Origin of the sequence: Massilia sp. (genome assembly GCF_031995545.1) — a bacterium.
GTDB lineage: Bacteria > Pseudomonadota > Gammaproteobacteria > Burkholderiales > Burkholderiaceae_D > Telluria.
This window is the reverse complement of sequence record NZ_DAMAGA010000001.1, coordinates 300801-313581: the sequence shown is the minus strand read 5'-3', so window position 1 is coordinate 313581 and position 12781 is coordinate 300801. Positions and strand designations below refer to the sequence as shown.

Below are 12781 nucleotides of genomic sequence, written 5' to 3'. Positions count from 1 at the left end.
CAGAGGTCATGAAAAAAGCCACGGCTCAGGCCGTGGCTTTCGGGACGACAGGGCTGGCCGCTTACGCCGCCACGATGTCCTGTTTCGGCGGCAACGCGATCTCGTTGTTGACGCTGAACTGGTAATCCTTGAACACGTGTTCCGCGCTCAGGATCTGGTAATTGCCATCCGCCAGCCGATGCGTGGTGTCCTTCAGACGATAGGTGTAGTGGCCGCAGGTCCAGCAATTGAAATTGCGCATGTGCGTGCACAGGCAGGTCTTGTCCATCACCGACACCTTCTTGACATCCGGATTGGCCTGCACCTCGCGGTTGTACGAGTTGATGTAGGCGCAGTTGCCGGTGGCGTCCAGCAGGTAGCCGTACGACTCGCAGCCCGGACGAATCCCCGAGCCGATCGCCGGCGTATTCTTGAGCATGCGCATCGGATAGCCGGTCGGCGACACGCCGTTGACTTCGATGTCCTCTTCGCTGGCGCGGAAGTATTCCTGCTTGACGTTGTCCGGCAGGCCGCACTCGTGGGTCACGGTAAAGCGGGTCGCCACCTGCACGCCGCCGGCGCCTTTTTCCAGGAAGCTCGCTGCGTCCGAACCGGTGAACACGCCGCCGGCCGCGATCACCGGAATGCCCAGCTCTTCGGCCTTCATGAACGCGTGGATCTCGTCCATGATGGTGTGCAGGTCGTACTTCTGCCAGTCATCGATGCCGAAGCCCAGGTGGCCGCCGGCCAGCGGGCCTTCGACGATCACGAAGTCGGGCAGGCGGTCCAGGCGCGAGACCTTTTTCAGGAACAGCTGCAGCGCGCGCACCGACGACACGATAATGCCCAGGTGGGCGTGGCGGAAGCGCGGGTGGTCCTTGATCAGTTCGAACGAACCCAGGTGCAGGCCGGCCGACAGCGTGATGCCGTCGATGCCCGCGTCCAGCGCCGCCGACAGGCGCGTGCGCAGGGTTTCTTTCGGCGCGTTCATGGTCAGCTTTTCCATGCAGTTGACGTACACCAGACCGTCGCCTTTTTTCGCTTCCATGGTCGAGCCGACGTGGCGCCGGGTCGCTTCGGCCAGCTGGTCCAGGTCGAACTGGACCACCGCCTTGTTCATGTTGTTGATGTTGAACTTGTACATCTTCGTCTTGTCTTTGACGAAGGTGGTGTCGAACTTGCGGTCGGACACGTCTTGCGACATCGCATCGGAGATATGGCCGATCCCGCCCAGCCGGGCTGCTTCCAGCGCCAGTTCCGAGGTCGAAATGTCCACACCCATTCCGCCGATCATGATGGGCACATATTCCTTGTTGCCCATGCGCAGGCGGAAATCATCAACACGTTTCATTGCTATCCTTAGACTACCAAAGCTGCGTGGAGGTTGCGGCAGCGGGCACGCTGCGCATTTTACTCCAAGCGCGTCAAGCTTCCCCGGATGATTGTATGCCAGGGAAGCGCTGTTGTCTGGCCGGTACGGCCGGGCCAGGGCGACTCGGTTACGGGCTTAGTCGCGGAAGTTGTTGAAGGCCAGGGGCAGCTCCTGCACGTCCTTGCGCAGCATCGCCATCGCGGTCTGCAGGTCGTCGCGCTTGGCGCCGGTGACGCGCACGGCTTCGCCCTGGATGCTGGCCTGCACCTTCATCTTGCTTTCCTTGATCAGCTTGGTGATCTTCTTGGCGTCCTCGGTCTCGATGCCGTTGCGCACCTTGATCACCTGCTTGACCTTGTCGCCGCCGATCTTCTCGACCTTGCCTTCATCGAGGAAGCGCACATCGACCTTACGCTTCGACATCTTGTTGACGAGCACATCGCGCACCTGGCCGAGCTGGAAGTCGGAGTCGGCGAACAGGGTCAGTTCTTTGTCCTTCTGTTCGACATTGGCCGAGCTGCCCTTGAAGTCGAAGCGGGTGGTGATTTCCTTGTTCGACTGTTCGACCGCGTTCTTTACTTCGACCATGTCTGCTTCGCAGACCACATCAAACGATGGCATGGAGTTTCCTTTTTCGATATTGCAATTAGTTGAATCCCTCTATTTTAGCGAACAAGCGCCCAAACCGCGACCAATTTGCCCGACTGGAAAGGTCAGGAAAGGCTTGCCACTATAATGAGGCGACATTTTTGAACCGTTCAGCCATGCATCCAGACCTGCCCATCGTCCTCGACCAGTCCCTCGAATCCCTGAACACGTTCGGCATCCCGGCCCGCGCCCGCCATTACCTGCAGGTGCGCGGCGCCGGCGACCTGGCCGCGGTGCGCGCCGACCCGGCATTGTCCAGCCTGCCACGCCTGGTGCTGGGTGGCGGCAGCAACCTGCTGTTCACGCGCGACGTCGACGGCATCGTGCTGCACATGGCCAATACCGGGCGCGAAGTGCTGGGCCGGCAGGACGGCAAGATCCTGGTGCGCGCCGGCGCCGGCGAAAACTGGCACGCGTTCGTGCAATACACGCTGGAGCAGGGCCTGGGCGGGCTGGAGAACCTGTCCCTGATCCCAGGCACCGTCGGCGCCGCGCCAATCCAGAACGTGGGGGCGTATGGCATCGAAACCAAGGATGTGTTTCACAGCCTGACGGCGTTCGACTTCGCCAGCGGCGAGTTGCTCACGCTGGATGCCGCCGCCTGCCGCTTCGGCTACCGCGACAGCATCTTCAAGCACGCCGAGGGACGCGAACTGGTGGTGCTGGACGTGACCTTCGCGCTGCCGGCCGACTGGCAGCCGAACCTGCGCTACGCCGAACTGGCCAATGCCGCGCGCGACGCCGGCCTGGCGTCGCCGACCCCGGCCCAGGTCGGGCGCCTGGTCGAAGACATCCGCCGCCGCAAGCTGCCCGATCCGAAAGAGATCGGCAACGCCGGCAGTTTCTTCAAGAACCCGGTGGTGAGCGCTGACGAGTGCGCGCGCCTGCTGGAGCATTACCCGAACCTGGTGCACCACAAGCAGCCCGACGGCAGCGAAAAGCTGGCCGCCGGCTGGCTGATCGACCAGTGCGGCTGGAAGGGGCAGAGCCTGGGCCAGGCCGGCGTCTATCCGAAGCAGGCGCTGGTGCTGGTCAACCTGGGCGGTGCCACCGGCCTGGACGTGGTGCGGCTGGCCGAGGCGATCCAGTCCGACGTGGCGGCACGCTACGGCGTGGCGCTGGAGCCCGAACCGGTATTCATTTGATTCGAGGAGCAGCATCATGATGAAGGCAATCGTCACCGGCCACACCCGTGGCCTGGGCGCCGCGATCGCGGCCGAACTGTCCCGGCGCGGCGTGGCCGTGCTGGGACTGGCGCGCAGCCGCGCCAATGTGCAAGGCATCGGGCAGGCCGAACTCGACATGTCCGATCCGGACGCATTGCAGGCCTGGCTGGCGGGGGATACGCTGCGCGATTTTCTCGGCGACGCCACGCAGGCGCTGCTGGTCAACAATGCCGGCGTGGTGACGCCGGTCGGTCCGCTGGCGGCGCAAGACCCGGCGGCCGTACTGCGCGCGGTACCGCTCAACGTCGCGGCGCCGCTGGCGCTGGCGGCGGCCTTCGTGCAGGCGGCGCCACAAGCCGAGCGCCGCATCCTGCACGTCTCGAGCGGGGCGGGGCGCAGCGCCTATCCCGGCTGGAGCGTGTACTGCGCGACCAAGGCGGCGCTCGACCTGCATGCGCGCGCTCTCCAGCTTGATGGCGACGCGCAGGTGAAGGCATGCAGCCTGGCACCGGGCGTGATCGATACCGACATGCAGGCGACCATCCGCGCCACTCCGGACGCCGACTTCCCGCTGCGTCAACGCTTCGCCGACATGAAGGAGACTGGCACGCTGGTCGCGCCCGCGGATTGCGCGCGGGCGCTGGTCGACTATCTGCTGGCGGCGCGCTTCGGCGTCGAGCCGGTGGACGATCTGCGTAACTGATCGCCAGGCGACGTCCACGATTATTCGTTGACAGTTGTGCGACATATGTCGCATCATTGCGTCCATAGTCACATCAACGTGGAGTCGTCATGGCCGTCCCTTCCATTTCCGAACTGAGTCTGCTCAAGGCGCTGTGGCGCCGGCAGCCGCTGAGCGCGCGCGAAATCCACGACGAGGTGGTCGAGGAACTCGGCTGGTCGTATTCGTCCACGCGCAAGACGCTCGAACGCATGCTCGAAAAAGGCATGGTGCGCCAGGAGCTTCGGCACGGCGTGCAGGTGTATGAGGCGGTGTCGGAAAAAGTCGGCACGCTGGCCGCCTTCGCCCATGACTTCGGACGGCGCGTGATGGAGATCGACGCGCCGCTGCCGGTCGCCATGTTCACCGGCAGCAAACTGGTCGACGATGCCGAACTGGCGCGGCTCGAGCAGATGCTCAAGGACTGGCCAGATGAAGAGGGCGGCGCGGCATGAACGCCGACCTGCTGGCCGTCCGCTTCCTGTTCGCCAGCGCCGGCTGTCTCGCGGCCGGATTGGGCGTGTGGGGCATGACGCTGCTGCTGCGCCGTTACCTGCCGGCGCTGGCCGCGCAGCGCTCGATCTGGCTGCTGGCGCAGCTGGCGATCGCGATCACGTTCGTCGTGCTGATGCTGCCGCAGGCGCAGCGCCTGCAGGTGACGCCGGTGTTCGAGGTCGATGCGGCCGATGTGCTGCAGGCGCGCAGCATCGCGGCGGCGAACGAAACGCCCGGCCAGGCCGTGAAGACGGGCGACAGCGGGCGCTCGTGGCTGGCCACGGTGGCGTGGATCTGGCTGGCGGCGTACGTGGCGGGGCTGATGATTGCCTTGCTGCGGCTCTGGCAGGGCCAGCGCAGCGTCACGCACCTGGCGCGGCTTGCGACTCCGATAGCACGCCGGCAGCCCGGGCCGCGCATCCTCGAAATCGACGCGCCGGTGTCGCCGATGCTGCTTGGCCTGCTGCGCCCGCGCCTGTTGTTGCCGCGCTCCCTGAATGATTTCGATCCGCTGCAGCAGCAGCTGATCGTCGAACACGAGCTGACGCACTGGCGCCGCCATGACCTGTGGTGGCTGGTCGCCGCGTCGCTGCTGTCGGAGCTGTTCTGGTTCAACCCTGCGCTGCGCATGCTGCGCGCCCGCCTGGCCTGGGCCCAGGAACTCGGCTGCGACCGCGACGTGCTGCGCGGCCGGCCGGCAGCGCAGCGCAAGGCGTATGCGGCGGCGCTGGTGGCGCAGTTGCGGCTGGGCCGCGCCGGCATGGGACAGGCGCTGGCGTTCGGCGGTGTCGGCGCCGATACGGTGGCGGCGCGGCTGGCCCTGATCCGCACGCCGGCAGGGCGCGCGGGCTGGACTCGCTGCCTAGGGCTGGCCGGGCTGGGAGCGGCGTTCGCGGCCAACCTCATGCTGCAGCCGGCACTGGCCTGGCATGACGCCGCCGCTTCCCGCCGTGCGCTCGACTGCACCGTGATGATCGATGCCGCCAGCGGCGAACACCTGGTCGAGCAGGGCGACTGCGCCACGCGCGTGACGCCGGCCTCCACCTTCAACATCGTGGTCAGCCTGATGGGCTACGACAGCGGCGTCCTGCGCGACGCGCATGCGCCGGTGCTGCCGTTCAAGCCCGGCTACGCCGACTGGATCGAGTCCTGGCGCACCACCACCGATCCCACGGGCTGGATCCGCAACTCGACGGTGTGGTACGCGCAGCAGGTGGCGGCGCGCATCGGCGCCGGCGGCGTGCGCGATTACGTGGCGCGCTTCGATTACGGCAACCGCGATCTGAGCGGCGACGCCGACGCGCCCGATGGCGAGATGAGTTCATGGTTCAACGGTTCGCTGCGGATTTCGCCGCTGGAGCAGGCCGCCTTCCTGCGCAAGGTGGTCCGGCGCGAACTGGGTTTGACGCCGCATGCGTATGACACGTCGGCGCAGCTGCTGCGGTTACCGGCGCTCTCCAACGGCTGGCAGGTGTACGGCAAGACCGGCACCGCCCAGGGCGCACTGCCAGACGGCAGCGAAGACGCCACGCGTGCCTATGGCTGGTTCGTGGGCTGGGCCAGCAAGGATGGCCGCACGGTCGTCTTCGCGCGCATGGTGCTGCAGCCGCGCGACCCCGAACGCGCCGCTGGGCCGGCGTTGAAGCAGGCCTTCCTGCGCGCACTGCCGGCCACGCTCGACAGGCTCTGATTTTCTACAACCACCTGAAACAGGAGACATCATGAAGCACATTCGCCTCGCACTTGCGTTGGCGGGCCTGGTCGCGGCCATGCCGTCCATCGGCTCTGACTGGGACGCACCGCAGGAACCGTTCGCCTTGTTCGGCAACAGCTATTACGTCGGTCCGCACGGCGTGGCCTCGGTGCTGATCACGTCGAAGGAGGGCCACATCCTGATCGACGGCGGCAGCGACAAGTCGCCCAAGCAGATCGTCGCGCACATCCGCCAGCTCGGCTTCAAGCCCGAAGACATCCGGTTCATCCTGGTGTCGCACGAGCACATCGACCATGCGGGCGGCGTCGCCGAATTGCAGCAGCTGTCGAACGCCGAGGTGCTGACCGGTGCCGCCGCGGTGCCGGTGTTGCGCAGCGGCGAAGCGGGGCGCAACGATCCTCAGTACGGCAGCCTGCCGAAGATGGCGCCGGTGGCGCGGGTGCGCGCCGTGCGCGATGGCGAGGTAGTCAAACTCGGACCGCTGGCGGTGACGATGCATGCCACGCCGGGCCATACCCAGGGCGGCGCTAGCTGGACCTGGCAATCGAGTGAGGGCGGGCGCACGGCGAACATGGTGTATGCAGACAGCTTGAATGCCAACGGCAACAAAACGTTCCGGTACAGCGGCGACCCTGCGTATCCGACCGCGCTTGCCGACCTCGAACGCTCGATCGGGACAGTGGCGGCGTTGCCGTGCGACGTGCTGGTGTCGGCGCATCCGGAGGTGAGCAACTTGTGGATGCGCTACGCGCGCCGTGTGCAGCTGGGTACTGCGGCGTTCATCGACACCAATGCCTGCCGTACGTATGCCGATAATGCGCGCACCCGGCTGCAGCAGCGGCTGGACGAAGAGCGTGCGAAGCCATGACCACCATCGACCGAGGAGGAGTATCCATGATCAAGCAATGTCTGGCCGCGCTGCTGCTGGCAAGTCCGCTGTTGGCGCAGGCGGCCGAATGGAAGGAAAGCGCGCAAGTGGCGCGCCTGTTCAAGCAGGAAGGTGTGGTGGGCACCTTCGTCGTCTACGACGTGGCCGCCGACACCTATACCGTGCACGATCGCAAGCGCGCCAACACGCGCTTCATTCCGGCGTCGACCTTCAAGATCCCGAATTCCCTGATCGCGCTGGCGCATGGCGCCGTGGCCAGCGTCGACGAGGTGGTGCCATACGGCGGCAAGCCGGTGGCGCGGCCGGAGTGGGCGCGCGACATGGGGCTGCGCGAGGCGATCCGGATCTCGAACGTGCCTGTGTACCAGGAAGTGGCACGGCGGGTCGGTCTGGACCGGATGCGCTCGGAGCTGGTCAGGATGAAGTACGGGAACATGCAGGTCGGGACGGTTGTGGACCGGTTCTGGCTGGACGGGCCATTGAAGATCAGCGCGGTGGAGCAGACCGAATTCCTGACCAAGCTGGCGCAGGGCACGCTGCCTTATACGAACACGGCGATGGCGGCGGTGCGCGAGATCAGCCGCCAGGACGGCGCCGCCGAGCTGTATGCCAAGACCGGCTGGGGCGGCAGGCCGGGCGAAGCGGATATCGGCTGGTGGGTGGGGTGGCTCAAAAAGGACGGCAAGCTGTATGCGTTTGCGCTGAATATGGATTTGCCGGATGGGGCGCAGGACAAGCGGGTGTCGCTTGCCAAGGCGGCATTACGGGAACTGGGCTTGCTCTGATCGAGCGATCGTATCGGCCGAGCGCCGTCGAGACAAAAAAAAAGCCGCCCAAAGGCGGCTCTCCTGACCATCTGAACCGGCCCGCGAGGGCCCGCTCAGATCAGCTTACTGACCGCGTTTCGCGCGGGCTTTAGCAGCAATGCGCATGCGCAGTGCGTTAAGCTTGATGAAGCCGCCCGCATCCGCCTGGTTGTAGGCTCCGCCGTCTTCGTCGAAGGTCGCGATGTTCATGTCGAACAGCGAATCGGTCTTCGAATCGCGCGACACCACGATCACATTGCCCTTGTACAGCTTGACGCGCACCCAGCCGTTCACGCCGGCCTGGGTATGGTCGATCAGGGTCTGCAGCGCGACGCGCTCCGGTGCCCACCAGTAGCCGTTATAGATCAACGAGGCGTAACGCGGCATCAGGTCGTCCTTCAGGTGCGCCACTTCGCGGTCCAGCGTGATCGATTCGATCGCACGGTGGGCGCGCAGCATGATGGTGCCGCCCGGGGTTTCGTAGCAACCGCGCGACTTCATGCCGACGTAGCGGTTTTCCACCAGGTCCAGCCGGCCGATGCCGTGCTTGCCGCCCAGGCGATTCAGTTCGGTCAGGACCGCGGCCGGCGACAGGCGCACGCCGTTCAGGCCGACGATGTCGCCTTTTTCGAATTCGATGTCGAGGTACTCGGCTTCGTTCGGTGCCTGCTCCGGCGACACGGTCCAGCGCCACATCGATTCCTCGGCTTCGGCGCTCGGGTTTTCCAGGTGACGGCCCTCAAAACTAATGTGCAGCAGGTTGGCGTCCATCGAGTACGGCGCGCCACCGTTCTTGTGCTTCATGTCGATCTCGATGCCGGCATCTTCCGCGTACTTCAGCAGCTTCTCGCGCGACAGCAGGTCCCATTCGCGCCATGGGGCGATGATCTTGACGTCCGGCTTCAGGGCGTAGGCGCCCAGCTCGAAGCGCACCTGGTCGTTGCCCTTGCCGGTGGCGCCGTGCGACACCGCGTCGGCGCCGGTTTCGTTGGCGATCTCGATCAGGCGCTTGGCGATCAGCGGACGCGCGATCGAGGTGCCCAGCAGGTATTCGCCTTCATACACGGTGTTAGCGCGGAACATCGGGAACACGAAGTCGCGCACGAACTCCTCGCGCACATCGTCGATGTAGATGTTTTCCGGCTTGATGCCGAATTTGATGGCCTTGGCGCGGGCCGGTTCCAGTTCTTCGCCCTGGCCGAGGTCGGCGGTGAAGGTGACGATTTCGCAGCCGTAGTGATCCTGCAGCCATTTCAGGATGACGGAGGTGTCGAGGCCGCCGGAATAGGCGAGTACTACTTTTTTGATGTCGCTCATGGGAGTTCCAGTGATGGAGGAGAGGGGATGATGGTCAGCCGGCCCGCGCACCGTTTAACGATATAAACGATATGACGGGCCGACGATCAAACTCAGGGTTGGTGGGTTAAAACGTTAGCGTGATACGAAATCTCAGTTACTTCAGTTACCTTCGACGCGGCCGAGCAGCAGGTACTCGATCAGCGCCTTCTGCACGTGCAGGCGGTTCTCGGCCTCGTCCCAGACGACCGATTGCGGGCCGTCGATGACCTCGGCCGCGACTTCCTCGCCGCGGTGCGCCGGCAGGCAGTGCATGAACAATGCGTCGTCGGATGCGCGCGCCATCTTGGCGCCGTCGACGATGAAGCCGTCGAAGGCTTTCAGGCGTTCTGCGTTTTCCTTCTCGAAGCCCATGCTGGTCCAGACGTCGGTCGTGACCAGGTGCGCGCCTTCGCAGGCATCAAGCGGGTTGTCAAACAGGGTGTAGCGGCTGGTCGACACCAGCGAAGGATCGAGCTCGTAGCCCTTCGGCGTCGACACGTTCAGGTGGAAGCCGAACACCTCGGCCGCCTGCAGCCACGAGTACAGCATGTTGTTGGCGTCGCCGATCCAGGCCACGGTCTTGCCGCTGATCGAACCGCGGTGCTCGTAGTAGGTGAACACGTCCGCCAGCACTTGGCACGGGTGGTGCTCGTTGGTCAGGCCGTTAATCACCGGCACGCGCGAATTGGCGGCGAAGCGCTCGATGATATCCTGGCCGAAGGTGCGCACCATGATGATGTCGCACATGCGGCTCATCACCTGGCCGGCGTCTTCCACCGGCTCGCCACGGCCCAGCTGGCTGTCGCGGGTGTTCAGGTAGATCGCGGCGCCGCCCAGCTGGTGCATGCCGGCCTCAAAACTCAGGCGGGTACGGGTCGAGCTTTTCTCGAACACCATCACCAGGGTGCGGTCGACCAGCGGGTGATAGACCTCGTAGGCCTTGAACTTGCGCTTGATGATCGCCGCGCGCTGGATCACGTGCTCGAACTCGTCGAGCGTGAAGTCGGAGAATTGCAGGAAGTGCTTGATCGGAGTGGTGCCTGGCATAATCGGTTTCTGCTTTCGGTTATCCCTCGGATTATAAGGGCTTTCTCTTTCCGTTAGGGAAACTTAGGGAAAGTAAGCGCATCGTTCAATACAGCGTCTGGGCCGACTCGTGCAGCAGCTGGCCATACAGCTCGTGGCGCATGCGCGCGATCTTGCCTTCAGCGACGGCGTCGAGCACGGCGCACTGCGGTTCGGCCAGGTGGCGGCAGTTGTAGTACTTGCAGCCGCCCAGATAAGGCTTGAACTCGACGAAGGCGCGTTCCAGCATGCCTTCGGTCAGATGGTACAGGCCGAATTCCTGGAAGCCGGGCGAGTCGATGATGGATGCGCGACTGTCCTCATCCTCGTCGAGCCAGTACAGGCGCGTGAAAGTCGTGGTGTGCTTGCCGGTATCGAGCGCCGCCGAGATCTCGCGCACGGCGATGTCGGCGTCCGGCACCAGGAGGTTGATCAGGGAAGACTTGCCCATGCCCGACTGGCCGATGAAGATCGACGACTGTCCCGCCAGCAATGGCTTCAACAGCGCGACCGTGTCATCCGGATGCGCGCGCGCCGACACTTCGTGCACCGGGTAGCCCAGCGCCCCATACACGGCGGCGCGTTCGCGCGCGCGCGGCAGCAGCTCCTGGACGTCGGTCTTGTTCAGGATGATGTGGGCCTCGATGCCGGCCGCTTCGCACGCCACCAGCGCGCGCGAGACCAGGTCGTCGGCGAAGCCTGGTTCGGTGGCGACGACGATGAACAGGCGCGAGATGTTTGCCGCCAGCAGCTTCGATTTATATTGGTCCGAGCGGTACAGCAGGGTGGTGCGCTCGGCGATGCGCTCGATCACGGCCTGGTCGTTCGAGGTCTTCTTGACGTGCACCACGTCGCCCACGGCGACATTGGTCTTCTTGCCGCGCGTGACGCACTGGATCTTCTCGCCGCCGATGTCGGCCAGGTAGTGGCGGCCGTGGGCCGCGATGATGGTGCCGGTCAGTTCGTCTTTTTTCGGGTCGCTCATGCGCTGGCCTGTCCTGGGTAAAGCGCATTCACTTTCGCGGCGCAGATAAAGTCGTTTTCGGTCAGCGCGCCGCCGGCCGAGTGGGTGCTCCAGATGACGCGGCAGGTCGAATAGTCGATCGTCATCTCGGGATGGTGGTTCTGGGTCTCCGCGATATCGGCCACCGCGTTGGCGAAGGCGATGGTGGCGCGGTAGTTGGGCAGCTTGAATTCGCGGAACAGCACGCCGTCGATCGCGGTCCAGCCGGGAACGTCGAGCAGCAGGGCGTCGATCGCCCATGGGTCGAGGCCCTTGGCGCCGGCGATGCAGGTGCGTTTTTCGAGTCTCATGCGGCCGCCATGGTCAGGTGTTTCACGCGCACCGAGGCTGGCGGGTGCGAATCGTAGAAGGCCGAGTGCAGCGGGTCCGGCGTCAGGGTCGAGGCGTTGTCCTCGTACATCTTGACCAGCGCCGACACCAGGTCGCGGTAGTCGGTATGCTTGGCCGCAAAAGCGTCGGCCTCGAATTCGTGCTTGCGCGAGGTGATCGACGTCAACGGCGCGAACACGAAGGTGAATACCGGCAGCACCAGCACGAACAGGATCAGCGCCATGCCGTCGTTGGACGCGTTCATGAACGGCAGCACGCCCAGGCCGGTGTAGAACCAGGCCTGGCCTTTCAGGAAGCCGAGCAGCGCCAGGAAGGCCAGCGACATCGCGAACATCACGCTCACGCGCTTGACGATGTGGCGCAGCTTGAAGTGACCCAGTTCGTGCGCCAGCACCGCTTCGATCTCCTGCGGCTCAAGGCGCGAGAGCAGGGTGTCGAAGAACACGATGCGTTTGGCGCGGCCGAAGCCCGAGAAGTAGGCGTTGCCGTGTGCGCTGCGCTTGCTGCCGTCCATCACGAACAGGCCGCGCGAAGCGAAGCCGACGCGCGTCATCAGGCCTTCGATGCGCTGTTTGAGCGTGGCGTCTTCGAGCGGCGTGAACTTGTTGAACAGCGGCGCGATCAGGCTCGGATACAGCGCCAGCATCAGCAATTGGAAGCCGCTCCAGACGAACCAGGTGTACAGCCACCACAGGTCGCCGCTTTTTTCCATCAGCGTGAGCACCACCCACAGCAGCGGCAGGCCGATCACGGCGCCGACCAGCGCGCCCTTGAGCTGGTCTGACAGCCACAGGCCGGGCGTCATCTTGTTGAAGCCGAAGCGCTGCTCGAGCGCGAACTGGCGGTACCAGTCGAACGGCAGGTCGAGCAAACCCGAGATCACGGCGAACGCCACCACCAGCGCCATCTGGTGCGGCAGGCCCGGTCCGACGAACTGCACCAGCGTCAGGGACAGCCACTGCAGGCCGCCGAGCAGCGTGAAGCCGACCAGCACCACGGCGCCCCACAGCATCGAGGCCAGGCCGAAGCGGGTCTTGGCGACGGTATAATCGGCCGCCTTCTGGTGCGCCGCCAGCGGCACCTTTGGCGCAAACTCGGCCGGCACGCTGGCGCGGTGGCGCCCGATGTGGCGGATATGGCGCGTGGCCAGCCAGAAGCGCAGACCGAGCGTCAGCAGCAGAAACACGACGAACAAAACCGAAAACGCGAGTGAAGACATGCGGTGCCTGTGAGA

General features: G+C 64.9%; 13 protein-coding genes. 6 read left to right on the top strand and 7 right to left on the bottom strand.

Features of this window, described 5'->3' with window-relative positions; genetic code table 11:
- Positions 1 to 61: 61 nt before the first annotated feature.
- Both RTQ83_RS01445 and RTQ83_RS01440 read right to left on the bottom strand, forming a co-directional pair.
- Positions 62 to 1330 carry a nitronate monooxygenase gene (locus tag RTQ83_RS01445; protein WP_312510768.1) on the bottom strand — a complete coding sequence of 423 codons (1269 nt, stop codon included), beginning with the start codon at positions 1328 to 1330 and terminating at the stop codon, positions 62 to 64.
- A 156-nt stretch (positions 1331 to 1486) separates the two neighbouring features.
- Positions 1487 to 1972: a YajQ family cyclic di-GMP-binding protein gene (locus RTQ83_RS01440; RefSeq protein ID WP_312510767.1), complete on the bottom strand. Its 486-nt coding sequence runs from the start codon at positions 1970 to 1972 to the stop codon at positions 1487 to 1489.
- Positions 1973 to 2115: 143 nt separating this feature from the next.
- Here RTQ83_RS01440 and murB point away from each other — a divergent pair, with 143 nt between their 5' ends.
- From murB to blaOXA (RTQ83_RS01410), 6 genes are all read left to right on the top strand, one after another.
- Complete coding sequence (gene murB, locus RTQ83_RS01435; protein WP_312510766.1) at positions 2116 to 3144, top strand: UDP-N-acetylmuramate dehydrogenase; 1029 nt, start codon at positions 2116 to 2118, stop codon at positions 3142 to 3144.
- Positions 3145 to 3160: 16 nt separating this feature from the next.
- Positions 3161 to 3868, top strand: coding sequence for an SDR family oxidoreductase (locus RTQ83_RS01430; RefSeq protein ID WP_312510764.1), 708 nt, complete (start codon positions 3161 to 3163; stop codon positions 3866 to 3868).
- Positions 3869 to 3957: 89 nt separating this feature from the next.
- Complete coding sequence (locus tag RTQ83_RS01425) at positions 3958 to 4341, top strand: BlaI/MecI/CopY family transcriptional regulator (RefSeq protein ID WP_312510763.1); 384 nt, start codon at positions 3958 to 3960, stop codon at positions 4339 to 4341.
- Complete coding sequence (gene blaOXA, locus RTQ83_RS01420; protein WP_312510762.1) at positions 4338 to 6071, top strand: class D beta-lactamase; 1734 nt, start codon at positions 4338 to 4340, stop codon at positions 6069 to 6071. The genes RTQ83_RS01425 and blaOXA (RTQ83_RS01420) overlap by 4 nt, the downstream gene beginning before the upstream one ends.
- Positions 6072 to 6102: 31 nt before the next feature.
- On the top strand, positions 6103 to 6963 hold the full coding sequence (gene bla, locus RTQ83_RS01415; RefSeq protein ID WP_312510761.1) for a subclass B3 metallo-beta-lactamase: 861 nt from the start codon (positions 6103 to 6105) through the stop codon (positions 6961 to 6963).
- A gap of 26 nt (positions 6964 to 6989) precedes the next feature.
- Positions 6990 to 7769: a class D beta-lactamase gene (blaOXA, locus tag RTQ83_RS01410; protein ID WP_312510759.1), complete on the top strand. Its 780-nt coding sequence runs from the start codon at positions 6990 to 6992 to the stop codon at positions 7767 to 7769.
- Between the two features lie 105 nt (positions 7770 to 7874).
- On the opposite strand, the gene RTQ83_RS01405 is transcribed toward blaOXA (RTQ83_RS01410), so the two are convergent.
- The 5 genes from RTQ83_RS01405 to RTQ83_RS01385 all read right to left on the bottom strand — a co-directional run bounded on the left by RTQ83_RS01405 (position 7875) and on the right by RTQ83_RS01385 (position 12766).
- A complete protein-coding gene (locus RTQ83_RS01405) occupies positions 7875 to 9107 on the bottom strand; it encodes an argininosuccinate synthase (RefSeq protein ID WP_312510757.1) in 1233 nt (410 codons plus the stop codon).
- 141 nt (positions 9108 to 9248) lie between these two features.
- Positions 9249 to 10175 carry an ornithine carbamoyltransferase gene (gene argF / locus RTQ83_RS01400; RefSeq protein WP_312510756.1) on the bottom strand — a complete coding sequence of 309 codons (927 nt, stop codon included), beginning with the start codon at positions 10173 to 10175 and terminating at the stop codon, positions 9249 to 9251.
- An 85-nt stretch (positions 10176 to 10260) separates the two neighbouring features.
- The gene (rsgA, locus tag RTQ83_RS01395; RefSeq protein ID WP_312510755.1) at positions 10261 to 11178 is read right to left on the bottom strand and encodes a ribosome small subunit-dependent GTPase A; all 918 of its coding nucleotides are present in this window, start codon (positions 11176 to 11178) and stop codon (positions 10261 to 10263) included.
- Positions 11175 to 11507 (bottom strand): 4a-hydroxytetrahydrobiopterin dehydratase, encoded by a 333-nt coding sequence (locus tag RTQ83_RS01390; protein ID WP_312510754.1) that lies wholly within the window; start codon positions 11505 to 11507, stop codon positions 11175 to 11177. The genes rsgA and RTQ83_RS01390 overlap by 4 nt, the downstream gene beginning before the upstream one ends.
- Positions 11504 to 12766, bottom strand: coding sequence for a M48 family metallopeptidase (locus RTQ83_RS01385; RefSeq protein WP_312510753.1), 1263 nt, complete (start codon positions 12764 to 12766; stop codon positions 11504 to 11506). Before RTQ83_RS01385 ends, RTQ83_RS01390 begins: the two co-directional genes overlap by 4 nt.
- Between the last annotated feature and the right edge of the window lie 15 nt (positions 12767 to 12781).

Bases quoted from the DNA above. Each gene is read 5' to 3' on its own strand.
- RTQ83_RS01445 (WP_312510768.1), bottom strand. From the start codon at position 1,330: ATGAAACGTGTTGATGATTTCCGCCTGCGCATGGGCAACAAGGAATAT.
- RTQ83_RS01390 (WP_312510754.1), bottom strand. From the start codon at position 11,507: ATGAGACTCGAAAAACGCACCTGCATCGCCGGCGCCAAGGGCCTCGAC.
- murB (WP_312510766.1), top strand. From the start codon at position 2,116: ATGCATCCAGACCTGCCCATCGTCCTCGACCAGTCCCTCGAATCCCTG.
- blaOXA (WP_312510759.1), top strand. From the start codon at position 6,990: ATGATCAAGCAATGTCTGGCCGCGCTGCTGCTGGCAAGTCCGCTGTTG.
- RTQ83_RS01440 (WP_312510767.1), bottom strand. From the start codon at position 1,972: ATGCCATCGTTTGATGTGGTCTGCGAAGCAGACATGGTCGAAGTAAAG.
- RTQ83_RS01425 (WP_312510763.1), top strand. From the start codon at position 3,958: ATGGCCGTCCCTTCCATTTCCGAACTGAGTCTGCTCAAGGCGCTGTGG.
- bla (WP_312510761.1), top strand. From the start codon at position 6,103: ATGAAGCACATTCGCCTCGCACTTGCGTTGGCGGGCCTGGTCGCGGCC.
- RTQ83_RS01430 (WP_312510764.1), top strand. From the start codon at position 3,161: ATGATGAAGGCAATCGTCACCGGCCACACCCGTGGCCTGGGCGCCGCG.
- blaOXA (WP_312510762.1), top strand. From the start codon at position 4,338: ATGAACGCCGACCTGCTGGCCGTCCGCTTCCTGTTCGCCAGCGCCGGC.
- RTQ83_RS01385 (WP_312510753.1), bottom strand. From the start codon at position 12,766: ATGTCTTCACTCGCGTTTTCGGTTTTGTTCGTCGTGTTTCTGCTGCTG.
- rsgA (WP_312510755.1), bottom strand. From the start codon at position 11,178: ATGAGCGACCCGAAAAAAGACGAACTGACCGGCACCATCATCGCGGCC.
- RTQ83_RS01405 (WP_312510757.1), bottom strand. From the start codon at position 9,107: ATGAGCGACATCAAAAAAGTAGTACTCGCCTATTCCGGCGGCCTCGAC.
- argF (WP_312510756.1), bottom strand. From the start codon at position 10,175: ATGCCAGGCACCACTCCGATCAAGCACTTCCTGCAATTCTCCGACTTC.